The sequence below is a fragment of the Aliiroseovarius marinus genome, from assembly GCF_004360145.1.
Lineage (GTDB): Bacteria > Pseudomonadota > Alphaproteobacteria > Rhodobacterales > Rhodobacteraceae > Aliiroseovarius > Aliiroseovarius marinus.
In genome coordinates this window covers 12,657-36,089 of the sequence record NZ_SAIT01000023.1, presented here as the reverse complement: position 1 = coordinate 36,089, position 23,433 = coordinate 12,657, and the positions used below count along the sequence as shown (strand labels likewise).

Here is a 23,433-nt window from a genome sequence, read left to right as displayed (position 1 = left end):
GCGGTGAGAAACGGAAAGGGCGGGGAAATTCCCCGCCCTTTTTTTGGGGTTCCAGATGTGGCCGGCAGTGCAGCTAAACCGCCGACATGAACATGGCCCTGATCAGGCCCGTTCTTTACCGGTCGGATAAAGCGACATAGTCGCGTTTTTCGGGGCCGTTATAGAGCGTGAGGGGGCGGATCAGGATGTTCTGGCGCTGTTGTTCAAGACATTGAACCAGCCACCCGGGCATACGGCCAATGGCGAAGATCGGGACGTATAGATCCATCGGAATGCCGTGCAGCTGATAGACCACACCCGAGTAGAAATCGACATTCACGTTCAGCCCGTGCCGAGAATAGGGCTTCATCGCATCGACAACAGCTTGAAGGATTTCGTACCATTCTGGTGCGCCCATTTCCTCGCCCAATTGCTTCACGCCATCCCGCATGTGGCGGGCGCGTGGATCCTCGGTGCGATAGACGCGGTGACCAAATCCGGTGACGGCCTCGCGGTTTTCGCGCTTCGATTTGACGTAAGCGGCGGCGTTTGCGGGGTCTTGGATCTCGTGCACCATTTTCATGACATCCTCGGCGGCACCGCCATGGGCTGGGCCCGCCAGCGTCGACAGTGCCGTGACCATCGCGCCATGCAGATTGGCTTCGGTCCCCACGGTGACGCGGGCCGCGAAGCTCGAGGCATTTGCGCCGTGTTCGGCGTGCAGGATAAAATCGACATCCGCCAGACGCACGGCTTCGGGAGAGGGCAGTTCCCCTTTCAACATCCACAACCAGTTGGCGGCATGCGACAGGGACGGGTCGGCGGCGACGGGTTCGCGTCCGTTGCGCAGGGCTTCGTGTGCTGCGATGATCATCGGCACCTGCGCGATCAAACGGATGCCGTTCGTCAGGAAGCCGTCTTCGCCCTTCTCGGCACTGCCGGGTTCAAGTGCGGCCAAGGCTGAGACGGCTGTGCGCAGCACATCCATCGGATGCCCATCTTTGCAGGCACGGATGATGTCATAGACCTCTTGTGGCAGTTCGCGTGCGGCCTTCAGTTGCGCATCAAAACTGGCAAACTGCTCTGCGGTCGGCAGCTCGCCGTGGATCAGAAGAAAGCAGACCTCTTCGAAGCTGGAATGGGTTGCCAGATCGTGAATGCTGTACCCGCGATACAGAAGCTCGCCCTTGGATCCGTCGATATGCGACACGCCAGAGCGCTCAAAGTAAATCCCCTTGAGGCCACGGTTGATTTTTACATCCTCGGTCATTGTTCATTCCTTGGGTTTGCAGGCGCAGGGACCTGTACGGGGTGTGATCACTAAACGTGACTCTGGCGGGTTTGGGTGTCTCCTAACATCTCCGTCCCGAGAGTGCTAATCGACTTTGCGGGCAACCGAACGTATTGCCTTCCAAGACGCGCTGCGGGGGGGGGGTGCGTCGGGTTGACCCGAACGCCCCGTTTCTTAATTCCGGCAGATTTCGAGACAGGCACGCAAGCCATGCGCGCCGGTTTCAAAATAGAGGCGCCCACCATGTTGTTCGGCAACCGTTGCCACGATGGTCAGGCCCAGCCCGAACCCATCCACGGCTTGCGTGTTTTCCCCCCGCTTGAACGGCGCGACCACGGCTTCGATGTCTTCGGCGGACATGCCCGATCCTTCGTCCTCGACCACGATGGTGGCGTGATCGGCGTTTGCCGTCAGCTCGACCGTGGCGCGGCGACCGTATTTCAACGCGTTCTCGATCAGGTTCGATATGGCGCGTTTCAGGGACACAGGGCGGGCGGTGATCAGGATGCGTTGGATGTTGGGCAGCGCCACATGGCCGGGGGTTGCGGCAAACACCGAGCGTCCCCCTTCGACCGAGGGCCGCTCGAGCGTGCGGATCGCGACGGGCTGGTCCAAGTCTTCGTAATCCGCAACGAGCGCCTCGATCATCGAGGTCAGTGATACCTGCCGCGGGTTTTCTTCATTTAACTCGGCGCGGGTATAGGTCAGCACGCTTTCGATCATCTCGGTCATGCTGTCGATATCAGCTTCGAACTTGTCGCGCAGATCGGCGTCCTCGATCAGCGCGGTACGCAGGCGCAAGCGGGTGGCAGGGGTGCCAAGGTCATGGCTAACGCCGGATAGAACGGTCGCGCGTTTGGACAGTTGGGCGCGCTCATCTTCCAGATAGCTGTTCACCGCCAGAACGATGTCGCGCAGCTCTTCCGGTCCTTGCACGGCATAGCTTTCCGGCCCACCCAGACGGCGTCGATTGTGCAGGGCCCGCGCAAAGCGGTCAAAATAGGCCGATGTATCACGCACCACCGTGGCAAGGATGGCCAAGGCGACCAGACACATCAGAACGGCCAACACGCGCATATCTTTGGGCGCTGCGCCGCAGCCCCAGACCGCGCGCCCGTCGATGCGCAGCCATGGTTGTGTCCCCATGCGGGCAAAGAGGATCGGTTCGCTGCAATAGGTCGCGAGCAGGCGCGTGACATTGCCGAACTTCTGGGCGGCGGGCTGGCCTTCGTTCGAGACAAGTTCAGACACCGAATATTGCAGGTTCTCGGACACGATGCCGAGGACCAGGGTTTCGCCGGATACCGGATCCCGGCCCGGACCCTTGATTGACACATTGGTGGTGAAGGCGGGCTTGGGGATGTCGGGCAGGCGCGAAAACTCGCCGCGGCTGGCCAGAATTTCATCCATCGCGTTCAGCGAAGTGATGTGGATGCCTTCAGGCGGCTCGGCACCCGTGCGCAGGGATTCATAAAGCGCGATGCCGGTGACATAGCTGCCGGTCAGGTGTTCCTGCCACGAGCGGTTTGACGCAAACCACAACCATGCCGAGATGAATGCCATCGCGAACGAGACCACGACCAGCGTGATCCCAAGGGTTTGCAGACGAAACCCCTTGCTCATGCGCTGTCCTCGGTCGAGACATCGGCGGCGAACACATAGCCGATGCCGCGTTCGGTGCGCAGAAGTTCAGGGGATTTGGGGTCGGTCTCGATTTTGCCGCGTAGACGTCCTACAAGGACGTCGATGGCCCGGCCAGAGCCTTCGGGCGGGGTTCCCTGTGCCTCTCCGGTGACATCAAGGGCATTCGCGATCTCATCACGGGTTAGGGGGATGTGCGGGTTGGCCAGAAGGACCTTTAGCAGCGCGGTTTCCTTGCGCGACAGGGCAACCTGATAGCCTTGCGGCGAGGTCACCTCGTCCCGTTTGGCATCATAGTGCCAGCCGGCAAAGCGAAAGACCGACACGCTGCGGCGATACACAAGCGAGGCGCTGCGATTGGCGCGGTGCAAGACGGCGCGCACGCGGGCCAGTAGCAGTTCGGGGTTGAAGGGCTTGGCGATATAGTCGTCCGCGCCGACCTCGTAGCCCTTCATACGGTGGTGATCAGCTGACAGGGCGGACACCAGAATGACGGGCACGTCCTGTTCCTTACGCAGGCGTGCACAGATCTCGACGCCGTTCTCATCCGCCAGCATCACGTCCAACAGGATCAGGTCCACGCGTCCGCCTTTCAGGTGGTGACGGATCGCGTCCTCGGTCTCGCAGGGGAACGCCATGAACCCGTTCTGTTGTAGAAACTGGGTCATCATGCTGCGCGTTTCTGCGTCATCATCGACGACAAGCAGTCGTGGAATCGCCATGCGATATGCCTCCCTTCGGCAAATATGCCGTCCTCACCATCTGTGTGTTTGTAACAGCGTGCAACAAAATCAAGGCTTGCGTAACATCATGTAACAAAAGGCTCGAAAAACTAACTTCAGCTGCAATCTGGCCCTGTTTCTAGCATTGCGCAAAGAGGGGTTCAGTCGGCAAGCTTGGGTTAGCGCTACCTAATCGGGTGGCCAATGGGAGGAAAAATCTAATGAAGACATCCGTATTCGCGGCCGTTTCGGCCATTGCAATCACCTGCGCCATGCCCGCAGTCGCCGAGCCTCAGGCCGAGGTTCTGCACTGGTGGACCTCGGGCGGTGAAGCCAAATCCGTCGCCGTTCTGCAGCAAGAGTTTGCAGACAATGGCGGCACCTGGACCGACATGCCGGTTGCCGGTGGCGGTGGCGATGCAGCCATGACCGCCCTGCGCGCACGTGTTCTGTCGGGCAACGCACCGACCGCCGTTCAGCTGAAAGGCCCAGCCATTCAGGAATGGTATGAAGAAGGCGTTCTGGCTGACATTTCGGCCGTTGCAGAAGCCGAAGGCTGGGCGGACGTACTGCCTGCCTCGATCGCTGGTCACATGATGTGTGAAGGCACATGGTGTGCAGCCCCCGTCAACGTACACCGTGTTGACTGGATCTGGGCCAACGCTGACGTTCTGGAAGCCAATGGCATCGCCATGCCCTCCACTTGGGACGAGTTCAACGCCGCCGCTGACAAACTGGCAGCCGCTGGTATCACCCCGCTGGCCCATGGTGGTCAGGCATGGCAGGATGCCACCGTGTTCGAAGCTGTTGCATTGGGCATCCTTGGCGCCGACGGCTTCAAGAAAGCCTTTGTTGATCTGGACATGGACACTCTGAAATCTGACGGCATGGTCGCTGTCTTTGACCAGATGCGCAAAATGCGTGGCTATGTTGACGACAACTTCTCGGGCCGTGATTGGAACCTTGCCACGGCGATGGTCATGAATGGCGAAGCCGCCTTCCAGATCATGGGCGACTGGGCAAAGGGTGAGTTCCTTGCCGCTGGCAAAGCACCGGGCGAAGATTTCCTGTGTGCCTCGGTGCCGGGTGACGGCTTCCTGTACAACGTCGACAGCTTTGCCATGTTCAACGTGGATGGCGACGACAAGAAAGCCGGCCAGGACCTTCTGTCCAAGCTGATCGTTGGTCAGAACTTCCAGAAAGTGTTCAACCTGAACAAAGGGTCGATCCCGGCGCGTGTAGACGTGGCTCTGGACGACTTCGACAGCTGTGCTCACCTGTCCGCCAAAGACATGAGCGAAAGCTCGGACAACGGTTCGCTGCTGCCCAGCTATGCCCACGGCATGGCGCTGCGTGGTGCGCAGTCGGGTGCCATCACCGACGTGGTGACTGCGCACTTCAACTCGGACATGTCCTCGGCTGATGCTGTGAACATGCTGGCCGACGCTGTCGCCAACTCCATGTAAATCTCCCTGGCCTCGCGTCTGGTCACAGATGCGGGGCCTCCTTCTATTCAGGGAACGTTACAATGACCGAATGGCTTGAACGTCATGTCCCCAAGATGGTGCTTGCACCCTCTTTCGCCGCCATCCTCGTTTTCGTTTACGGCTTCATCGCCTGGACCGCTTGGGTGTCTCTGACCCGCTCGCGGCTGCTGCCGAAATACGAGATCGAGGGCCTTATCCAATACGAGCGCCTGTTTGCGTCGCCCCGGTTTGACACTGCGATGGTGAACCTTTTCATCTTCGGCACGCTGTTCATCATCATCTCGATGGTACTGGGCCTGCTGATCGCCATCCTGCTGGACCAGAAAATCCGCACCGAAGGCGTGTTGCGCACGATCTATCTTTACCCCATGGCGCTATCGATGATCGTCACCGGTACCGCGTGGAAGTGGATCATGAACCCCGGACTGGGCATCGAAAAGATGGTCCGCGACTGGGGGTTTGAAAACTTCAGTTTCGACTGGGTCATTGATCCCGATATGGCCATCTACGCCGTCGTGATCGCCGGTGTCTGGCAAGCCTCGGGCTTTGTTATGGCACTTTTCTTGGCTGGTCTGCGCAGCGTGGACGGGGAAATCATCAAGGCCGCACAGGTCGATGGGATCCCCAACTGGCGCATCTATTCCGCCATCATCATCCCGTCGATGGCCCCGATCTTCTTGTCAGCCTTCATCGTGCTGGCCCACCTTGCGATCAAGAGCTTCGACCTTGTCATCGCACTGACCGGAGGCGGTCCCGGCTATGCCACCGACCTGCCTGCAACCTACATGTACGCGATGGCGTTCTCGCGCGGCGATATCGGGCAAGCGGCAAGCTCTGCCATGGTCATGATGGCCGTCGTCTTCGCGATCATCGTTCCCTACCTCTACTCTGAACTGAGGACGAAACATGACTGATATTGCGCTTACCACCGCTCACAGCCCATCGCGCAATTGGGGTCGTATCGCCCTGCGCTGGCTTCTGTTCACCTTGCTTGGCCTGTTTGCCCTGTTCTATCTGATGCCGCTTTTCGTGATGGTCACGACCTCGCTGAAAAGTCTGGAAGAGATCCGCACCGGCAGCCTTGTGGCCTTCCCCCGGGAAGTCACGTTCGAGGCCTGGCGGACCGCATGGTCCGGCGCCTGTACCGGCATCCAGTGTGAAGGCCTGCGCCCTTACTTCTGGAACTCGGTGATCCTGGCGATCCCGGCGGTTCTGATCTCGACCATCCTTGGGGCGCTTAATGGCTATGTCATCGCCCAGTGGAAGTTCAAAGGCGCGAACCTGATCTTCTCGCTAATGCTGTTTGGGTGCTTTATCCCGTTTCAGGTGGTGCTGCTGCCGATGGCGCGGACACTGGGCATCATGGGCATCGCGGGGACCATCCCGGGGCTTATCTTCGTCCACGTCATCTATGGTATCGGCTTCACCACGCTCTTTTTCCGCAACTACTATGTCACCATTCCGCAAGAGCTGGTGAAGGCGGCAAAAGTGGATGGCGCGGGCTTCTTCCGGATCTTCTGGTCGATCTTCCTGCCCCTGTCGCTGCCGATCATCGTCGTGACCGTCATCTGGCAGTTCACCCAGATCTGGAATGACTTCCTATTCGGGGTCAGCTTCAGTCAGGCCGGAACCCAACCCGTCACTGTGGCGCTGAACAACATCGTAAACTCGACCACCGGCGTGAAGGAATACAACGTGGATATGGCTGCTGCGATCATCGCCGCCCTTCCCACACTCCTCGTCTATGTCGTCGCCGGCAAATACTTCATCCGCGGACTGACCGCGGGCTCCGTGAAAGGCTAAACCCATGGCTCCTATTCTGGATATCAAAAACCTCTACAAGAACTATGGGTCCGTCGAGATCCTGAAAGACATCAATGTCGCGATCGAACCGGGAGATTTCTTGGTCCTCGTTGGCCCCTCGGGCTGCGGCAAGTCCACGCTGTTGAACTGCATCGCAGGGCTTGAGCCGATCACCAGCGGCTCGATCGGCATCGGTGGGCGCGATATGACCGAGGTCAGCCCGAAAGACCGCGACATCGCGATGGTGTTCCAGTCCTATGCGCTTTACCCGACCATGTCGGTGGCCAAGAACATCACCTTCGGCATGAAAGTGCGCGGTGTGGACGCGGCAACGCAGGAAAAGAAGCTGAACGAGGTGGCACAGCAATTGCAGATCGAACCGCTTCTTCAGCGTCGCCCGGGCCAGCTGTCCGGTGGTCAGCGTCAGCGTGTCGCGATGGGCCGGGCACTGGTGCGTGATCCCAAGCTCTTCCTGTTTGACGAGCCGCTGTCGAACCTTGACGCCAAGTTGCGGGTCGAGATGCGGACCGAGATCAAGAAGCTGCACCACAACCTGAACGCCACCATGGTCTATGTGACCCATGACCAGATCGAGGCAATGACGCTGGCGACCAAGATTGTTGTCCTGAAGGGTGGGATCGTGCAGCAGATCGGCAGCCCGGCTGAGATCTACAACAAACCCGCGAACCTTTTCGTGGCGGACTTCATGGGTAGCCCGGCGATGAACCTGATCCCGGCGCGCGCCAAGGCCAATGGCTCCGGCACGAAGATCGAGATCGAACGCGCTGGCGCGGCCCCGTTGGTCCTGACCGATACCCACGCCAAAGACCTGCCCGAGGACGTCATTCTGGGCCTGCGCCCCGAAGACATCGCCGAAGCGGGCTTCCGCGCCGGTGAGGACGTGCAAGAGGCCGATTGCCTGATCGACATGGTCGAACCGGCTGGCGCCGACACCTATGTAGTGTCGCAACTGGGCGGCAAACAGGTCACAGCGCGCCTGCACGCTGAAACCAACGCGCGTTCGGGTGAGACTTTGCCGCTGGCGTTTGACCTTAGCAAAGTGTCCTACTTTGCGCCCGAAAGCGGAGAGCGCCTGAATTGACCGGTGACAGGCTTGTTGCCGATATCGGCGGGACCAACACCCGTTTGGGGTTGGCCCGCGCAGGGCAGCTGATCACTGCATCGGTTGAAAACTTTCGCAACGATGACTTTGCACGCTTCGACGATGTGCTAGCGCACTACCTGTCCAGACGGGTGGGGGCACAGATCGCTGACGCGGTCATCGCGGTTGCGGGGCCTGTCCATGGCGGACAGGCTTGCCTGACCAACCGGGACTGGCATTTTGATGAGGCGCAACTGTCGCGCAGCCTTGGCGGGCGTCCAGTGTCTCTGCTGAACGATCTGGCAGCCCTTGGGCAGGCCAGCGGATCCCTCGGGTCTGATAGTCTTGATGCCATCATTGCCGCGGATGCCGAGGCCAAGGGCGAAACGCAGGCTCTGGTGGTCGGGATCGGAACCGGGTTCAACGTGTCCCCGGTGATGATGTCGCAGGGCAGGGTGGTTCAGTTGGACGTGGAGTACGGGCATATCTGCCTTCCCGCCGACATCGCGACGCAATTGTCCGCGCGATATGGGCTGCAGGCGGTCGCGTTCACGACCATTGAAGAGGTGTTCTCGGGCCGAGGCTATGCCGCCCTTCATGCGCTGGAGGAAGCGCGGGCCGTCCCCGTGACGGATGGTGCCACGGCAGTGCAGACCTGCGTGCAACAGGAGTTTCAGGTCTTTTATGCCGGGCTACTTGCAGTGCTCACACGAAACCTAATGCTGGCGTTCCTGCCCAGACGGGGGATTTTCTTTGCCGGGGGCGTGGCAAGGAACCTACTGGCGACCTCAGCCAAGGCAACCTTCGTCGATATCGTGAGGAAGCAGTTTGACTTAAACACCGTTGGCGCAGTTCCGGTCCACAATATCCTGGATGATGCGGCGGCGCTGAAAGGGTGCGCGGTCTACGCGCGCTAGGCGCTGCTTGGCCCTTAGGGCAGGGGGCTATACGGTTTTGTCGTCAATTAGCGGGCTTGGACGGGCGAACTTTTCGAGATCCGATTGCTTGGTAATCGTGATCTTGCTACCGTCCACCTCGACACCATAAGGTTTTAGGGACTTGAAGGCGCGGCTCAGGTTTTCGGGCGTCATGTTCAAATAGGACGCCAGCCGCTTCTTTTCCGTCTGCAATTCGAATTCGGGCCCGCCGCCTTCGCGGGTCTGCTGACGCAGCAGGTAGTTGGCCAGACGCTCTAGTGATGTGCGCAGCTTAAGATCCTTGGTCTTCTTTATCGACGCGCGATAGCCCGAGGCGAGCTCGCACACGATGGCGCGCGCGAAGTTGTTGTCCGCGTCAAAGATCCGGCGCACGTCTTCGCTTGGGATCAGAACCACGCGGCTTTTCTCGAGCGTGCGTGCGGACATCAGGTTTGGCGCATCGCGCAAGGTGGCCGCCAAAATGAAGGTCGAGATCGGACGGATGATCGCCACGCTGGTTTCGCGGTTATTCCAGCGGGCGAACAGCTCGACCGAGCCATCAACAACCACATGCAGAAAGTCGCTGGAATCGCCTTCCGTGATCAGTTCGATCTGCGGCGGAAACGTCTGAAGGTACGACGCGTGCATCAACGACTGGAAGTTCTCGTCGGACATTTCCGAGAACAAGTCGAGCTTGCGAATATCTGGTCGATGCGATTCGGGCATGGCGGATTTACTGGCTTTCTGATTTTGAAAAATTCTTAACTGCTGCGATTGATAAATGTCAAACCTTCGTTTGTTTTCTTTCGCCCTTCAACTTGCAGTTCAGTGGTGGCTGGCTTGAGGGATTTTGGTAAGTGGTTTATTTTAAAGGACAAATTATATTTTTTGACTTGGATCAAAACAAACTGCGCAGCCCTCGCAGACGTTGTCCCCATCGAAAGCGACCGCAGGCCTATCCTGAAAGGGTCGGGGCTGAAGGTCGAAAAGGGGACAAAAGAAATGGAAATTCAGAATAAGGCCACAAGCCTTTGGAGTAACTTCTTCAACGTCCGAATGGTGCAAATCAGAACCTTCCACATGACGTGGTTTGCGTTCTTCTCGTGCTTCTTTGCATGGTTCGGTATCGCGCCCTTGATGATCATCGTGCGCGATGAGCTTGGGTTTACGAAATCGCAGGTTGGCTGGACGATCATTGCCTCGGTGGCAATGACGATCGTCGGGCGCTTCTTTATTGGGTGGCTGTGTGACCGGATCGGTCCAAGGCTTGCCTATACTTGGCTGTTGATCCTTGGCGCCTTCCCGGTGGCCGGGATTGGCTTGGCCGATAGCTTCGAAAGCTTCCTGTTCTTCCGCCTGCTGATCGGCATGATCGGTGCGGCCTTCGTGATTACGCAGTATCACACCACTGTCATGTTCGCGCCGAACGTGGTGGGGACGGCCAACGCAACCAGCGCAGGCTGGGGTAACCTGGGTGGCGGTGTCACGCAGTTTGCCATGCCGCTGGTCTTCTCGATCTTCATCACGCTGGGCTTCACGGATGCCTCCAGCTGGCGTTTGTCCATGGTGGTTGTAGGCTGTGTGATCTTCGTGGTCGGCATCGCGTACTTCTTCCTGACGCAAGACGCCCCGGACGGGAACTTCAAAGAGCTGCGCGAAAAAGGCCAGCTTGAAGACAAGAAAAAGGTCACTGGCGCCTACTTTAAAGCCATGGCCGACTATCGCGTCTGGGTTCTGTTCTTTATCTACGCTGCTTGCTTCGGCATCGAACTGACCGTCAACAACGTCGCCGCGCTGTACTTCTATGACTACTTCGATGGCCTGACGCTGGTGACGGCCGGTCTGATCGCGGCCTCGTTCGGTCTGATGAACATCTTCGCCCGTACGCTGGGCGGAATCTTCGGCGACAACTTCGCATCGCTCTGGGGCCTGCGCGGCCGGACATTCTGGCTGTTCATCGTTCTGCTGGGTGAGGGCCTTGCCCTGATGCTGTTCAGCCGCATGGACGTGCTGTTCCTGGCGATCCCGATGCTGATCATCTTCTCGCTGTTCACGCAGATGTCGGAAGGCGCGACATACTCGGTCGTTCCCTTCGTCAACAAGAAAGCGCTGGGCGCTGTGGCAGGCATCGTGGGTGCTGGCGGCAACGCAGGCGCCGTGGCTGCAGGCTTCCTGTTCAAAGGCGAAATGGCCTGGAACAACGCCTTCTTCGTGATCGGCATCATGGTCTGCTGTGCCTCGGTTCTGGCCCTGTTCATCCGCTTCTCGCCAGAGAAAGAAGCCGAGGAACGTGCGCTCTTTGAAAAAGCTCAGCTTGACGGGTTGGAGCTTCGCGCCGCCCGCGCCGTGAACGCGGTGACTGAATCGCGCGCCGTGATCGAGGAATACAACCGCACGCACGCTGAAAAAGTCTGAACAAAGAATATGGTGGGCCGCCTGTCCCGGTGGCCCGCCCAATCAAACCCTGAGGAGGGACTGTCGTGGGACAAGATCTAAGAAACTGGACACCGGATGATGAGGCCTTCTGGGCGTCCACCGGTAAGTCCATTGCCAACCGAAATCTGTGGATTTCCATTCCCAGCCTGCTGTGCGGCTTTGCTGTCTGGCTGTACTGGGGCATCATCACTGTTCAGATGCTTAATCTGGGCTTCGAGTTTGCAAAATCCGACCTGTTTACGCTGGGCGCAATCGCTGGTCTGACCGGTGCAACACTGCGTATTCCGTCGACCTTCTTTATCCGGATCGCGGGTGGCCGAAACACCATTGTGTTCACCACAGCACTTCTGATGATCCCGGCTGCTGGTGCTGGTCTGGCGCTGCAGAACCCCGATACGCCTCTGTGGTATTTCCAGATCCTGGCCTTCCTGTCGGGTATCGGCGGCGGTAACTTCTCGTCCTCGATGTCGAACATCAGCTTCTTCTACCCGAAGAAAATTCAGGGCTACGCCCTGGGTATGAACGCGGGTCTGGGGAACTTCGGTGTGACCACCATGCAGATCCTGATCCCGCTGGCGATGACCATGGGTATCTTCGGTGGCGAAAGCCGCACGCTGGTGAACACCTCGGGTACGCTGATCGGTAAAATCCCTGCCGGAACCGAGACTTACATCCAGAACGCTGGCCTGATCTGGCTGGTCTTCCTGATCCCGCTGGCGATCATTGGCTGGATGGGGATGAACAACATCCGTGACGAGCACGTCTCGCCGAACATCCCCAACCCGCTTGGCGCATTCGCCACGATCTCGGGCATGTTGCTGATCGGTTTCATCACCGCTGCCTTTGGCCTGTGGCTGCTGCTGCCGGGCACGGAAGGTGGTCTGCCGACGTCGGGCATGGGTGTATCGAAATGGATCGTTTTGCCGATCGTTATCGCCCTGACCGTGCTGGGTCTGAAAATGATCCCCGGTGCTGTCGGTCAAAACCTGAGCCGCCAGTACAAGATCTTTGGCAACAAGCACACTTGGGCCATGACGATCATCTACACCATGACTTTTGGTTCGTTCATCGGCTACTCGGCCGCTCTGGCACTGACCATCAAAGTTGTGTTCGGCTTCAGCCACGTCGAGGTTGACGGTGTGATGACCCACGACATGGTAAACCCCAACGGCCCGTCGGCCCTGATGTTTGCCTGGATGGGCCCATTCATCGGCGCTCTGATCCGTCCGCTGGGTGGTATGTGGGCTGACAAAGCCGGTGGCGCGAAAGTGACCCAGATTATCTCGGTCGTCATGGTCGCCTCGGCACTGGGTGTCGCCTACTTCATCCAGCAGGCCTATTCGTCGGCAACTCCGGAACAATACTTCTACCCGTTCCTGGGTCTGTTCCTGATCCTGTTCGCCGCAACGGGTATCGGCAATGGCTCGACTTTCCGCACCATCGCGATGGTGTTCAACAAAGAACAGGCTGGTCCTGCTCTGGGTTGGACCGCTGCGGTTGCTGCTTACGGCGCATTCATCATCCCCAAAGTGTTTGGTGAACAGCTGAAGGCCGGAACGCCTGAATACGCACTGTACGGCTTCGCGATCTTCTATGCGGTCTGCATCGCCATCAACTGGTGGTTCTACCTGCGCCCCGGCGCCTACGTGAAGAACCCCTGATATGCACGCCCGCCTATCCCGGCCCCGTGCCGGGGTAGGCCAGCCAACCTAGGAGAAATCAGATGAGCCACCTGCTCGACAGACTGAACTTCTTCCAGTCCAAAGAACTGGAACAGTTTTCTAACGGTCACGGCCAAGTGACCAACGAAAACCGCGACTGGGAGGACACCTATCGGAATCGCTGGCGCCACGACAAAGTTGTGCGCTCGACCCACGGGGTGAACTGTACCGGATCGTGTTCGTGGAAGATCTACGTGAAATCCGGGATCGTCACTTGGGAAACCCAACAGACCGATTACCCGCGTACGCGCCCTGATCTGCCCAACCACGAACCGCGCGGCTGTGCCCGTGGTGCGTCCTACAGCTGGTATCTGTATTCCGCGAACCGCGTGAAGAACCCGCTGGTCCGTGGACGTCTGATGAAAGTATGGCGCCGGATGCGCCAGACCATGTCGCCGATCGAGGCCTGGACCGCGATCCAGAACGACCCGATCCTGCGCGACTCGTATGTAAAGACCCGCGGTAAGGGTGGCTTTGTCCGCGCAAGCTGGGATGAAGCGACCGAGATTACCGCCGCCGCCAACGCCTACACCGCCAAGAAATACGGCCCCGACCGCGTGATCGGCTTTTCGCCCATCCCGGCCATGTCGATGATTTCTTATGCCGCTGGTGCGCGTTACCTGAGCCTGATTGGCGGGGTCTGCGGATCCTTCTATGACTGGTATTGTGACCTTCCGCCGGCCTCGCCCATGACATGGGGTGAACAGACCGACGTGCCGGAATCGGCTGACTGGTACAACGCTGGCTATCTGCTGCTCTGGGGCTCGAACGTGCCGCAAACGCGGACGCCTGATGCGCACTTCTATACCGAGGCGCGTTACCGCGGCACCAAGTCCGCCGTCATCTGCCCCGACTATTCGGAAGCCGCCAAATTTGGCGACGTCTGGCTGAACGTCAAACAGGGTACCGACGCCGCACTGGCGATGGCCTTTGGCCACGTGATCCTGCGCGAATTCCACTTGGATAACCAAGTCGAGTATTTCGAGGATTATTGCCGCAAGTATTCCGACTTCCCGATGCTGGTGAAGCTGGAAGACAAGAACGGCAAGCTGGTTCCTGGCCGCTTCCTGCGTGCTGACGATCTGGACGGCAAACTGGGTGAAGACAATAACCCGGAATGGAAAACCGTTGCTCTGGATGAAAAATCCGGTGGTCTGGTCGCGCCCAACGGCTCGATCGGATATCGCTGGGGCGAAGACGGGGAATGGAACCTCGAAGAACGCGCCAACAAATCCGACACCGATCTGAAAATGACGCTGATCGGCGATGGCGACCATGATCGCGTTGCTGGCGTGGACTTCCCCTATTTCGGTGCTGGCGCGACCGAGCAGTTCTCGACCGGCGATGACCGTCCTGACGTTCTGACCCGCAACATTCCGATCCGCGAAGTTCAGACCAAAGATGGCGTGATCCGCGTGGCCACTGTCTTTGACCTGTTCTGCGCCAACTATGGCCTGGATCGTGGTCTGGGCGGCGACTGGGTTGCCAAGGACTATAACGAAGACGTGCCGGGCACCCCCGCCTGGGCCGAGAAGATCACCGGCGTATCCGCTGACAAGATCGTCCACGTCGCCCGTGAATTCGCGCAGAACGCCGAGAAGACCAACGGTAAGTCGATGATCATCATCGGCGCTGCGATGAACCACTGGTACCACATGGACATGAACTATCGCGGCGTGATCAACATGCTGATCATGTGCGGCTGTGTCGGTCAGTCCGGCGGCGGTTGGGCCCACTATGTGGGTCAGGAAAAACTGCGTCCGCAGACCGGTTGGTTGCCGCTGGCATTCGCGCTCGATTGGGGCCGTCCGCCGCGTCACATGAACTCGACCTCGATGTGGTATGCGCATTCGGATCAGTGGCGTTACGAGACCCTGACCGCAAGCGAGATCGTGTCGCCCACCGCACCGGAAGGTGACTGGGATGCCTCGATGATCGACTTCAACATCCGTGCAGAACGCATGGGCTGGTTGCCGTCGGCACCGCAGCTGAAAACCAACCCGCTGGAGGTGGCCAAACAGGCTAAAGACGCGGGCATGGAAATCCCTGCCTATGTGGCGCAGCAGCTGAAATCTGGCGATCTGGAAATGTCCTGCGAGGACCCGGATGCACCGGAAAACTGGCCGCGCAACCTGTTTGTCTGGCGCTCGAACCTGCTGGGTTCGTCGGGCAAGGGGCACGAGTACTTCCTGAAGCACCTCTTGGGCACCGATCACGGTGTTCTGGGCAAGGATCTTGGGGAAGAAGGCGCGCAGCTTCCGAAAGAAGCCAAGTGGCACGAGGATGCGCCCGAAGGCAAGCTGGACCTGTTGGTCACGCTGGACTTCCGCATGTCGACCACTGCGGTCTATTCGGACATCGTTCTGCCCACGGCCTCGTGGTACGAAAAGAATGACCTGAACACCTCGGACATGCACCCGTTCATCCACCCGCTTCAGGCGGCCGTGGACCCGGCTTACGAAAGCAAGTCGGACTGGGAGATCTTCAAGTCCATCGCCCACAAGTTCCAGGAAGTTGCCCCGGAAATTCTGGGTGTGGAGACGGATATCGTTCAGGTGCCGCTTCTGCATGACACCCCGGGTGAGCTGGCGCAGGATCAGGTGCGGGATTGGAAGAAGGGCGAATGTGACCTTATTCCGGGCAAGACCGCGCCGAACTATGTGCCGGTGGAACGCGACTATACCGCGATCTATGACCGCTTTGTGGCCCTTGGTCCGCTTCTGGACAAGCTGGGGAATGGCGGTAAAGGCATCATGGTCGACGCCAAGCACGAAGTGCAGCACCTGCGCGAACTGAATGGCGTGCACGAGGACGGCCCCGCCAAGGGTCAGCCGAAGATCGTGACCGACATTGATGCGACTGAGGTCGTCTTGATGCTGGCGCCGGAAACCAACGGCGAGGTTGCTGTCAAAGCTTGGGACAGCCTGTCCAAAGCAACCGGTCGTGATCACACCCATCTGGCCAAGCCGAAGGAAGACGAAAAGATCCGGTTCCGCGACATCGCCGCGCAACCCCGCAAGATCATCTCGTCGCCCACATGGTCGGGTCTGGAAAGTGAAGAGGTCTGCTATAACGCGGGCTACACCAACGTGCACGAACTGATCCCGTGGCGGACCCTGACGGGTCGTCAACAGACCTATCAGGATCACCAGTGGATGTTGGCCTTCGGTGAAGGCTTCCTGTCCTATCGCCCCCCCGTCGACCTGAAAACGATTACCGACGAGGTGCATAGCGAGAAAGACTGGCCGCATGTGGTGCTGAACTTCATCACGCCGCACCAGAAATGGGGTATCCACTCGACCTATTCCGACAACCTTCACATGCTGACGCTGAACCGCGGGGGCCCGGTGATCTGGATCTCGGAAAACGATGCGAAATCGGCAGGTATTGTCGATAACGATTGGGTCGAGCTCTACAACTCGAACGGCGCCCTGACGGCCCGTGCGGTTGTCAGTCAGCGGATGAAGGACGGAACGACCTTCATGTATCATGCGCAAGAGAAAATCGTGAACACGCCCGGGTCTGAGAAGACCGGCAAACGCGGCGGCATTCACAACTCGGTCACGCGTGCGACGCTGAAGCCCACTCACATGATCGGCGGCTATGCCCAGCAATCTTACGGTTTCAACTACTACGGCACCGTTGGTGCGAACCGCGATGAATTCGTCGTGGTGCGCAAGATGAAGAAGGTTGACTGGCTCGACCGTGAAGCGACCCCGAATAAGGAGGCAGCAGAATGAAGGTACGTGCTCAAATCGGCATGGTGTTGAACCTTGATAAATGTATCGGGTGCCACACCTGCTCTGTGACGTGTAAGAACGTCTGGACCTCGCGCGATGGTGTTGAATATGCATGGTTCAACAACGTGGAAAGCAAACCGGGTACCGGCTATCCGACCGACTGGGAAAACCAGGCACGTTGGAACGGTGGCTGGGAACGCACCAAATCGGGCAAGTTGCAGCCCAAACAGGGGTCGAAATGGCGGATCTTGGCGAATATCTTCGCCAACCCCGACCTGCCCGAGATCGACGACTACTATGAGCCGTTCGATTTCGACTATGACCACCTGAAGTCGGCCCCCGAAATGGAGGCCTTCCCGACCGCACGCCCGCGTTCCAAGATCACTGGCGAACGGATTGAGAAGATCGAAAAGGGACCGAACTGGGAAGAAATCCTGGGCGGCGAGTTCTCGAAACGTGGTGAAGACTACAACTTCGAAGGTGTGCAAAAGCAGATCTACGGGGAATACGAGAACACCTTCATGATGTATCTCCCCCGTCTGTGCGAACACTGCCTGAACCCGGCCTGTGCGGCTTCGTGTCCCTCGGGCGCGATCTATAAGCGCGAGGAAGACGGCATCGTTCTGATCGACCAAGAGAAGTGTCGCGGTTGGCGGATGTGTGTCTCGGGCTGTCCTTACAAAAAGGTCTACTATAACTGGTCGACCGGTAAGTCCGAGAAATGCACCCTGTGCTATCCGCGTATCGAAAGCGGCAATCCGACCGTCTGTTCGGAAACCTGCGTGGGCCGGATCCGCTATCTGGGTGTGATGCTCTATGATGCCGACAAGATCGAGGAAGCCGCGAATGCGGAAGCCACCACCGATCTTTATGACGCACAGCTGGGTGTCTTCCTTGACCCGAATGATCCCGAGGTGATTGCCGCCGCAGCGCGCGACGGTGTTCCGCAGGATTGGATCAAGGCAGCTCAAGAAAGCCCGGTCTGGAAGATGGCGATGGAGTGGAAAGTAGCCTTCCCGCTGCACCCCGAATATCGCACCCTTCCGATGGTCTGGTATATCCCGCCACTCAGCCCGATCCAGAACGCAGCCGAAGCAGGTGCAATCGGCACCGACGGCGCAATGCCCGACGTCCAGAACCTGCGGATCCCGGTGAAGTATCTGGCCAACATGCTGACCGCCGGCGACGAAGCCCCCGTGGTCACAGCGTTGGAGCGGATGCTGGGGATGCGGGCCTACATGCGATCGAAAACCATCGAGGGCGTGACGGACGAGGGTCTGGCGCAGCGCGTCGGTCTGTCGGGTCGCACCATCGAGGACATGTATAAAATCATGGCCTTGGCTGACTACGAAGACCGTTTCGTGATCCCGACCACACACCGTGAACAAGTCGAAGACGCTTACGATCTGCGCGGCGGCTGCGGCTTCACCGACACCAATGGCTGTTCCGGTGGAACGTCCAAGGCCTCGCTGTTTGGCGGTGCCAAGAAAGCCCTGAAAATGCCGTCGGAGGTGATGTAATGGACCGTACCTTTAAAGCCATCTCGCTGGTTCTAAGCTACCCCACTCGCGAACTGCAGCAGGCCATGCCGGAAATCGGCGCGGTGCTGGCATCGGACAGCCGTCTGACGGCGGCTGCCCGGCGCGACCTGCGGCCCTTGGTTGATGCCTTGGGCACGCAGGACATTTATGACCTGGAAGAGCAGTATGTGCTGCTCTTCGACCGCTCGCGCACTTTGTCGCTGAACCTGTTTGAACATGTTCACGGCGAAAGCCGCGATCGGGGCGGGGCGATGGTGTCGCTGGTCGAGATGTATCGCGAGGCCGGGTTCGATCCGGTGTCGAGCGAACTGCCCGACCACCTGCCTGTTCTGTTGGAATTCCTGTCCACGCGTCCCTATGCCGAGGGACAGGATACCCTGGCGGACGCGGCGCATATTCTGGAGGCGTTGAGTGAACGACTGGCTCGACGTGACAGCCCATATGCTGCCGTGTTCGCCGCTTTGTTGCAGCTTTCTGGCGTAAAAGCCGACAAAGAAGCCGTGGCCGAGTTGCTGGAACAGCCCGAGGTCGATCCAAACGATCTGGAGGCACTGGACGAGATCTGGGAGGAAAGCGAAGTCCGCTTCGGCCCCGATCCCAACGCCGGTTGCCCACAAGTGCGCGACATGCTGGCGCGCATGGATGAACCCAAATCAGACACAGCAGCCCGCGCCCCCGGCGTGGCTGCGGAATGATGGAGGCGGAAATGCATAATTTCTTCTTTGGAATCTTCCCCTATATCGCCTTGGGCGTGGGGATCATGGGAAGCATCGCGCGCTATGACCGCGATCCTTTCACCTGGAAAACCTCGTCTTCCCAGATGTTGCGTCGCAAGCAGCTGGTGATGGGCTCGATCCTGTTCCATGTTGGCGTTCTGGTCATCTTCTTCGGCCATCTCATCGGTCTTCTGACTCCGATCTGGATCTTCGACGCAATGGGCATCAGCCACGGCGCGAAACAACTTCTGGCCGTTGTTGCCGGTGGCATCGCAGGCGTCATGGCGCTGGTGGGCGGCGGTATGCTGTTCCACCGTCGCTGGACTGATCCGCGCATCCGCCAGACCTCGAGCTTCTGGGACATTGCCATTCTGGGCATGCTTCTGGCGCAACTGGTGCTGGGCCTTGGCACGATCTTCGTCTCGCTGGGTCACCTGGACGGGCACGAGATGGTCAAGTTCATGTCCTGGGCACAGGGGATCTTCACCTTTGATGGTGCGGCTGCCAGCTATATCGCGGACGTGTCGTGGGTCTTCAAACTGCACCTGTTCCTTGGGCTGACAATTATCCTTGTCTTCCCGTTCACCCGACTGGTGCACATGCTGTCGGTGCCCGTGCGCTATATCTGGCGTCCCGGCTATCAGGTGGTGCGTTCGCGCCGTCAGAAACCTGCAAACCCTGCGGAGTAAAAGACCATGAATGCGGCCTTGTTCCCCGATCTCGTCGTCAATGGTGAAACCGTCCCTCATGCGGTTGTCGCCGCCGAGGCGCAGAACCACGACGCCCCCACCGGCAAGCCCGGCATCGCTTGGCGCAAGGCAGCGAATGCTGTCGCCGTGCGGACCCTTCTTTTGCAAGAAGCCCGCAAGCGCCAGATCACGGCCGAGCCGGCTGAGGTCGCTCGGGGCCGCTTTGAAACAGACGAGGAGGCCCTGATCCGGGGCCTTCTCGAAACCGAAGTCGAGGTCGCAGCACCCGGCGAAGACGCTGTGCAGGCCGAATGGTCCCGCGACCCATCCCGTTTTCGTGCGCCGCCGCTTTGGGAGGTCTCACACATCCTGATCGCCTGCGACCCGCGTGATCAGGCCGAAACAGACGCTGCAAAAGCCCGCGCCGATCAGGTGCTGGCCGCCGTGATCGCAAACCCGCGCAAGTTCGCGCATATCGCCGAAGAGCACAGCGATTGCGGCTCCAAATCCTCGGGCGGGGTGCTGGGCCAGCTTGGACCGGGCGACACCGTGCCCGAGTTCGAAAAAGCGCTGCGCGGACTCGCAAGCGGAGAGATTACGAACGAACCCGTTCTGACCCGCCACGGCTGGCACATCATCCGGATGGATGCCGCCGAAGACGGAGCGGAACTGCCGTATCACACAGTTCAACCGCGCATTGCCGAGGCGATGGAAAAAGCCGCATGGGCGAAAGGCGCACGCGCTTTCGTGGCCGAACTTGCCGCCAAGGCCGAGATCACAGGCGCGGATTTGAAACCGGTGGAGTGATCCAACGGGATCACGTCCACGGAAAGGAAATGACATGAAGATTGCCTACACGATGTCCACGGGCCGCGGTGACACCGATGAGTTGCTGCTGGAATTGGCGAACCGGCTGGCCTCGTACGGCTGGCGTCTGGGCGGCATTGTCCAGATCAACACCGAGCGCGACTATGACGGGCCATGCGACATGGACGTCAAAGTGCTGCCCGAAGGCCCCGTCCTGCGCATCTCGCAGAACCTTGGACAGAACTCACGCGGGTGTCGGCTGGATGCAGGCGCGCTTGAGGCATCGGTCGGGTTGGCCGAGGCTGAATTGACCAAAGGCATTGACTGCCTGATCATCAACAAGTTCGGCAAACAAGAGGCCGACGGGCGCGGGTTTCGCGATGTGATTGCCAAGGCGCTTGCGGACGATATTCCGGTGTTGGTCGGCCTCAATGACCTGAACCGCGAGGCGTTTGAGGCCTACACGGCAGGCATGGCCACCCAACTCGACGGCAACATCGCCGCGCTGGAAGGCTGGTTTCTGGAGCAATCCAACGACTTGAAATGCGCCTAACGCGCGGGCAGGTCATCCCCGGCTTCGGATTGCACTTGGCGTGGTGCCGAACCACCGATTGAACGCGCGGAAAAACGCGCTGGGTTCGGCATAGCCCACCTGACGGGCGATCTCGGACACGGGAAGGTCGGTTTTCTTCAGAAGCGAGATCGCAAGATTGCGGCGGCGCTCTTCCTTGATCTCGCCAAAGCTCTGGCCTTCTTCTTTGAGGCGCCGATGCAGGGTCGAGGTGGACATGCCCAGCTTCGCGGCCATCGCGTCCACGCTGTCCCAGGCGTCTGTTGTGCCCGCCGACAGCTCTTTGATGATCTGCGCCTTGATGCCGTCCCCGTGGCGATAGCCGGTCAGGAAGGCGGTCGGCGCGGACTTCAAAAACTGCTTCAACGCGCGGTCAGACCGGTTGATCGGCTTTCGCAAGTATTTCCGTTCAATGACCATCTGAGCGCAGTCCGCGTTGAACTGGACGGGCACCCCAAAAAAGTCGCCGTAGTCGTTGGTCCATGCGGGTTCGGCACAGGGAAACTGGATGTGCCGAATGGGGATGCGCGTGCCGATCAGCCAGCAATTCAGCGCATGCAGAATGGTGAAATAGAGCCGGTACGAGAAGGCCGATTTGACCGGGCCATGTTCGGACAGCGAGACGATGGCCTGTCGGCCCTCGATGCTTAGCTTGCCCGCCGGATCCTCTAAAACGATCGTCAAGAAACGCAGCGCGCGCGCCATCGCGACCTCAAGGGTAGGGGCGTGGCGGGTGGCATGACCCAGAATAGTAAAACTGCCCGGGCGCATGGGGCGGGCGGCAAGGCCGAAGAACTCGTCCTGCATGCGAAAGGACAGCTCCAACCAGATCTGACCGAACTGAGCCGCTGTTAGCTGGCTTAGATCCTCGGGCGTGATGCCAAGGCTGCCCAGCAGGGCGTCCATATCTACCCCGGCGTTGCGCCCACAGTCGATCGCTTCGTTCACGAAGGCGCGGGGGATGGTGCTGGTTTTCGGCATGGCATTTCCTGTCAGTTATGTGAAAGATACTGGCATCGCTTACAACTTTCTTCAATTGTATAGTCCCGATCCAACCCGCCCGGATTCGCCGTGGGCCAAGACCAGTCGGCAGATAGGAGACATGACATGCTTGACGAAACCCAATCCGCCATTCGCGACATGGCTGCGCAGTTCGCTCAGGACCGCCTGTGGCCCGGCGCGGAAGAACGTGATCGCACCGGCAACTTCCCCCGCGAACAGCTGACCGAGATGGGCGAGCTGGGCTTCTTGGGCATGCTGGTCCCGGAAGAGTATGGCGGGATCGAACTGGATGCCGTGACCTATGCAAGCGTGGTCGAGGAAGTTGCTGCTGGAGACGGTGCGTGCTCGACGATCTTGTCCGTGCACAGCTCGGTCGGGTGTGGACCCATCGTGAAATACGGCACCGAAGAGCAGAAGCAGAAATACCTGCCGAAACTGGCCAGCGGCGAGTGGATCGGCGGATTTGCCCTGACCGAACCTCAGGCCGGATCGGACGCGTCGAAACTGCGCACCACTGCGGTTCTGGACGGCGATCACTATGTGCTGAACGGCGCGAAGCAATTCATTTCTTCGGGTAAGAACGGCAAAGTGATCATCGTGTTCGCCGTGACTGACAAGGATGCCGGATCGAAGGGCATCAGTGCCTTTATCGTCGAGACCGACACCCCCGGATACGAGGTTGTTCGGGTTGAGGAAAAGCTGGGTCTGCATTCGTCGGACACCTGCCAGCTGTCGTTTGAGGACATGCGCATTCCTAAGGAAAATCTACTGGGCGCTGAAGGCGAAGGCTATAAAATCGCCCTAGCGAACCTTGAGGGCGGGCGCATCGGGATTGCCTCGCAAGCGGTTGGTATGGCGCGGAAATCGCTGGAGCTGGCCATCGAGTATGCGCAGGAGCGCAAGGCGTTCGGCAAGGAAATCGCTCAGCACCAAGCGGTTGGGTTCCGTCTGGCGGATATGGCCACAAAGGTCGAAGCCGCACGTCAACTGGTGCAGCATGCCGCCCGCCGTCGTGACGCTGGTTTGCCCGCGCTGCGTGAAGCCTCGATGGCGAAACTGTTCGCCACGGAAATGGCGGAAGAGGTCTGCTCGGCCGCGATCCAGACCTTTGGCGGCTACGGCTATCTGAGCGACTACCCGGTCGAGCGGATTTACCGCGATGTCCGCGTGGCGCAGATCTATGAAGGCACCAGCGACATTCAGCGCCTTGTGATTGCGCGGGATCTGATCGCCAATCCCGGCCCCCGCTAATACCTGACAGATAGTGG

Annotated in this window: 19 protein-coding genes; 14 read left to right on the top strand and 5 right to left on the bottom strand. The window is 59.2% G+C overall.

Annotated features, from left to right (window positions below; genetic code table 11):
- Positions 1-115: 115 nt before the first annotated feature.
- From EOL43_RS14360 to EOL43_RS14350, 3 genes are all read right to left on the bottom strand, one after another.
- Positions 116-1,249: a citrate/2-methylcitrate synthase gene (locus EOL43_RS14360; RefSeq protein ID WP_133489608.1), complete on the bottom strand. Its 1,134-nt coding sequence runs from the start codon at positions 1,247-1,249 to the stop codon at positions 116-118.
- Positions 1,250-1,444: 195 nt separating this feature from the next.
- The gene (locus EOL43_RS14355; protein ID WP_133489607.1) at positions 1,445-2,893 is read right to left on the bottom strand and encodes a sensor histidine kinase; all 1,449 of its coding nucleotides are present in this window, start codon (positions 2,891-2,893) and stop codon (positions 1,445-1,447) included.
- Positions 2,890-3,633: a response regulator gene (locus EOL43_RS14350; protein ID WP_133489606.1), complete on the bottom strand. Its 744-nt coding sequence runs from the start codon at positions 3,631-3,633 to the stop codon at positions 2,890-2,892. The genes EOL43_RS14355 and EOL43_RS14350 overlap by 4 nt, the downstream gene beginning before the upstream one ends.
- 221 nt (positions 3,634-3,854) lie before the next feature.
- Here EOL43_RS14350 and EOL43_RS14345 point away from each other — a divergent pair, with 221 nt between their 5' ends.
- From EOL43_RS14345 to EOL43_RS14325, 5 genes are all read left to right on the top strand, one after another.
- Entirely contained in the window at positions 3,855-5,099 is a 1,245-nt protein-coding gene (locus tag EOL43_RS14345) for an ABC transporter substrate-binding protein (protein WP_133489605.1), read from the top strand.
- A gap of 62 nt (positions 5,100-5,161) precedes the next feature.
- A complete protein-coding gene (locus EOL43_RS14340; RefSeq protein ID WP_133489604.1) occupies positions 5,162-6,034 on the top strand; it encodes a carbohydrate ABC transporter permease in 873 nt (290 codons plus the stop codon).
- Positions 6,027-6,923 (top strand): carbohydrate ABC transporter permease, encoded by an 897-nt coding sequence (locus EOL43_RS14335; RefSeq protein WP_133489603.1) that lies wholly within the window; start codon positions 6,027-6,029, stop codon positions 6,921-6,923. The genes EOL43_RS14340 and EOL43_RS14335 overlap by 8 nt, the downstream gene beginning before the upstream one ends.
- A gap of 4 nt (positions 6,924-6,927) precedes the next feature.
- Positions 6,928-8,025 carry an ABC transporter ATP-binding protein gene (locus tag EOL43_RS14330; RefSeq protein WP_133489602.1) on the top strand — a complete coding sequence of 366 codons (1,098 nt, stop codon included), beginning with the start codon at positions 6,928-6,930 and terminating at the stop codon, positions 8,023-8,025.
- Positions 8,022-8,942 carry a glucokinase gene (locus tag EOL43_RS14325; RefSeq protein WP_133489601.1) on the top strand — a complete coding sequence of 307 codons (921 nt, stop codon included), beginning with the start codon at positions 8,022-8,024 and terminating at the stop codon, positions 8,940-8,942. The genes EOL43_RS14330 and EOL43_RS14325 overlap by 4 nt, the downstream gene beginning before the upstream one ends.
- A gap of 27 nt (positions 8,943-8,969) precedes the next feature.
- Here EOL43_RS14325 and EOL43_RS14320 read toward each other — a convergent pair whose 3' ends face one another.
- On the bottom strand, positions 8,970-9,668 hold the full coding sequence (locus EOL43_RS14320) for a helix-turn-helix domain-containing protein (RefSeq protein WP_133489600.1): 699 nt from the start codon (positions 9,666-9,668) through the stop codon (positions 8,970-8,972).
- Positions 9,669-9,944: 276 nt separating this feature from the next.
- On the opposite strand from EOL43_RS14320, the gene EOL43_RS14315 reads away from it, so the two are divergent.
- The 8 genes from EOL43_RS14315 (at position 9,945) to EOL43_RS14280 (ending at position 21,145) form a co-directional block, all read left to right on the top strand.
- Positions 9,945-11,357 carry an MFS transporter gene (locus tag EOL43_RS14315; RefSeq protein ID WP_133489599.1) on the top strand — a complete coding sequence of 471 codons (1,413 nt, stop codon included), beginning with the start codon at positions 9,945-9,947 and terminating at the stop codon, positions 11,355-11,357.
- Between the two features lie 65 nt (positions 11,358-11,422).
- Positions 11,423-13,039: an MFS transporter gene (locus EOL43_RS14310; RefSeq protein ID WP_133489598.1), complete on the top strand. Its 1,617-nt coding sequence runs from the start codon at positions 11,423-11,425 to the stop codon at positions 13,037-13,039.
- A 62-nt stretch (positions 13,040-13,101) separates the two neighbouring features.
- Positions 13,102-16,839 (top strand): nitrate reductase subunit alpha, encoded by a 3,738-nt coding sequence (locus tag EOL43_RS14305; protein WP_133489597.1) that lies wholly within the window; start codon positions 13,102-13,104, stop codon positions 16,837-16,839.
- Positions 16,836-18,359 (top strand): nitrate reductase subunit beta, encoded by a 1,524-nt coding sequence (gene narH, locus EOL43_RS14300; RefSeq protein ID WP_133489596.1) that lies wholly within the window; start codon positions 16,836-16,838, stop codon positions 18,357-18,359. The genes EOL43_RS14305 and narH overlap by 4 nt, the downstream gene beginning before the upstream one ends.
- On the top strand, positions 18,359-19,075 hold the full coding sequence (gene narJ, locus EOL43_RS14295) for a nitrate reductase molybdenum cofactor assembly chaperone (RefSeq protein ID WP_133489595.1): 717 nt from the start codon (positions 18,359-18,361) through the stop codon (positions 19,073-19,075). Before narH ends, narJ begins: the two co-directional genes overlap by 1 nt.
- Positions 19,076-19,086: 11 nt before the next feature.
- Entirely contained in the window at positions 19,087-19,785 is a 699-nt protein-coding gene (gene narI / locus EOL43_RS14290) for a respiratory nitrate reductase subunit gamma (RefSeq protein WP_133489594.1), read from the top strand.
- Positions 19,786-19,791: 6 nt separating this feature from the next.
- Entirely contained in the window at positions 19,792-20,592 is an 801-nt protein-coding gene (locus tag EOL43_RS14285) for a peptidylprolyl isomerase (protein ID WP_133489593.1), read from the top strand.
- A gap of 34 nt (positions 20,593-20,626) precedes the next feature.
- Positions 20,627-21,145, top strand: a complete 519-nt coding sequence (locus EOL43_RS14280; protein ID WP_133489592.1) for a DUF2478 domain-containing protein — start codon at positions 20,627-20,629, stop codon at positions 21,143-21,145.
- Between the two features lie 12 nt (positions 21,146-21,157).
- On the opposite strand, the gene EOL43_RS14275 is transcribed toward EOL43_RS14280, so the two are convergent.
- Positions 21,158-22,144: an AraC family transcriptional regulator gene (locus EOL43_RS14275; protein WP_133489591.1), complete on the bottom strand. Its 987-nt coding sequence runs from the start codon at positions 22,142-22,144 to the stop codon at positions 21,158-21,160.
- 126 nt (positions 22,145-22,270) lie between these two features.
- On the opposite strand from EOL43_RS14275, the gene EOL43_RS14270 reads away from it, so the two are divergent.
- Complete coding sequence (locus EOL43_RS14270) at positions 22,271-23,416, top strand: acyl-CoA dehydrogenase family protein (RefSeq protein WP_133489590.1); 1,146 nt, start codon at positions 22,271-22,273, stop codon at positions 23,414-23,416.
- Positions 23,417-23,433 lie beyond the last annotated feature (17 nt).

Excerpts from the sequence above, each read along its gene's own strand:
- EOL43_RS14360 (WP_133489608.1), bottom strand. The coding sequence starts at position 1,249 with ATGACCGAGGATGTAAAAATCAACCGTGGCCTCAAGGGGATTTACTTT.
- EOL43_RS14355 (WP_133489607.1), bottom strand. The coding sequence starts at position 2,893 with ATGAGCAAGGGGTTTCGTCTGCAAACCCTTGGGATCACGCTGGTCGTG.
- EOL43_RS14350 (WP_133489606.1), bottom strand. The coding sequence starts at position 3,633 with ATGGCGATTCCACGACTGCTTGTCGTCGATGATGACGCAGAAACGCGC.
- EOL43_RS14345 (WP_133489605.1), top strand. The coding sequence starts at position 3,855 with ATGAAGACATCCGTATTCGCGGCCGTTTCGGCCATTGCAATCACCTGC.
- EOL43_RS14340 (WP_133489604.1), top strand. The coding sequence starts at position 5,162 with ATGACCGAATGGCTTGAACGTCATGTCCCCAAGATGGTGCTTGCACCC.
- EOL43_RS14335 (WP_133489603.1), top strand. The coding sequence starts at position 6,027 with ATGACTGATATTGCGCTTACCACCGCTCACAGCCCATCGCGCAATTGG.
- EOL43_RS14330 (WP_133489602.1), top strand. The coding sequence starts at position 6,928 with ATGGCTCCTATTCTGGATATCAAAAACCTCTACAAGAACTATGGGTCC.
- EOL43_RS14320 (WP_133489600.1), bottom strand. The coding sequence starts at position 9,668 with ATGCCCGAATCGCATCGACCAGATATTCGCAAGCTCGACTTGTTCTCG.
- EOL43_RS14315 (WP_133489599.1), top strand. The coding sequence starts at position 9,945 with ATGGAAATTCAGAATAAGGCCACAAGCCTTTGGAGTAACTTCTTCAAC.
- EOL43_RS14305 (WP_133489597.1), top strand. The coding sequence starts at position 13,102 with ATGAGCCACCTGCTCGACAGACTGAACTTCTTCCAGTCCAAAGAACTG.
- narH (WP_133489596.1), top strand. The coding sequence starts at position 16,836 with ATGAAGGTACGTGCTCAAATCGGCATGGTGTTGAACCTTGATAAATGT.
- narJ (WP_133489595.1), top strand. The coding sequence starts at position 18,359 with ATGGACCGTACCTTTAAAGCCATCTCGCTGGTTCTAAGCTACCCCACT.
- narI (WP_133489594.1), top strand. The coding sequence starts at position 19,087 with ATGCATAATTTCTTCTTTGGAATCTTCCCCTATATCGCCTTGGGCGTG.
- EOL43_RS14285 (WP_133489593.1), top strand. The coding sequence starts at position 19,792 with ATGAATGCGGCCTTGTTCCCCGATCTCGTCGTCAATGGTGAAACCGTC.
- EOL43_RS14280 (WP_133489592.1), top strand. The coding sequence starts at position 20,627 with ATGAAGATTGCCTACACGATGTCCACGGGCCGCGGTGACACCGATGAG.
- EOL43_RS14275 (WP_133489591.1), bottom strand. The coding sequence starts at position 22,144 with ATGCCGAAAACCAGCACCATCCCCCGCGCCTTCGTGAACGAAGCGATC.
- EOL43_RS14270 (WP_133489590.1), top strand. The coding sequence starts at position 22,271 with ATGCTTGACGAAACCCAATCCGCCATTCGCGACATGGCTGCGCAGTTC.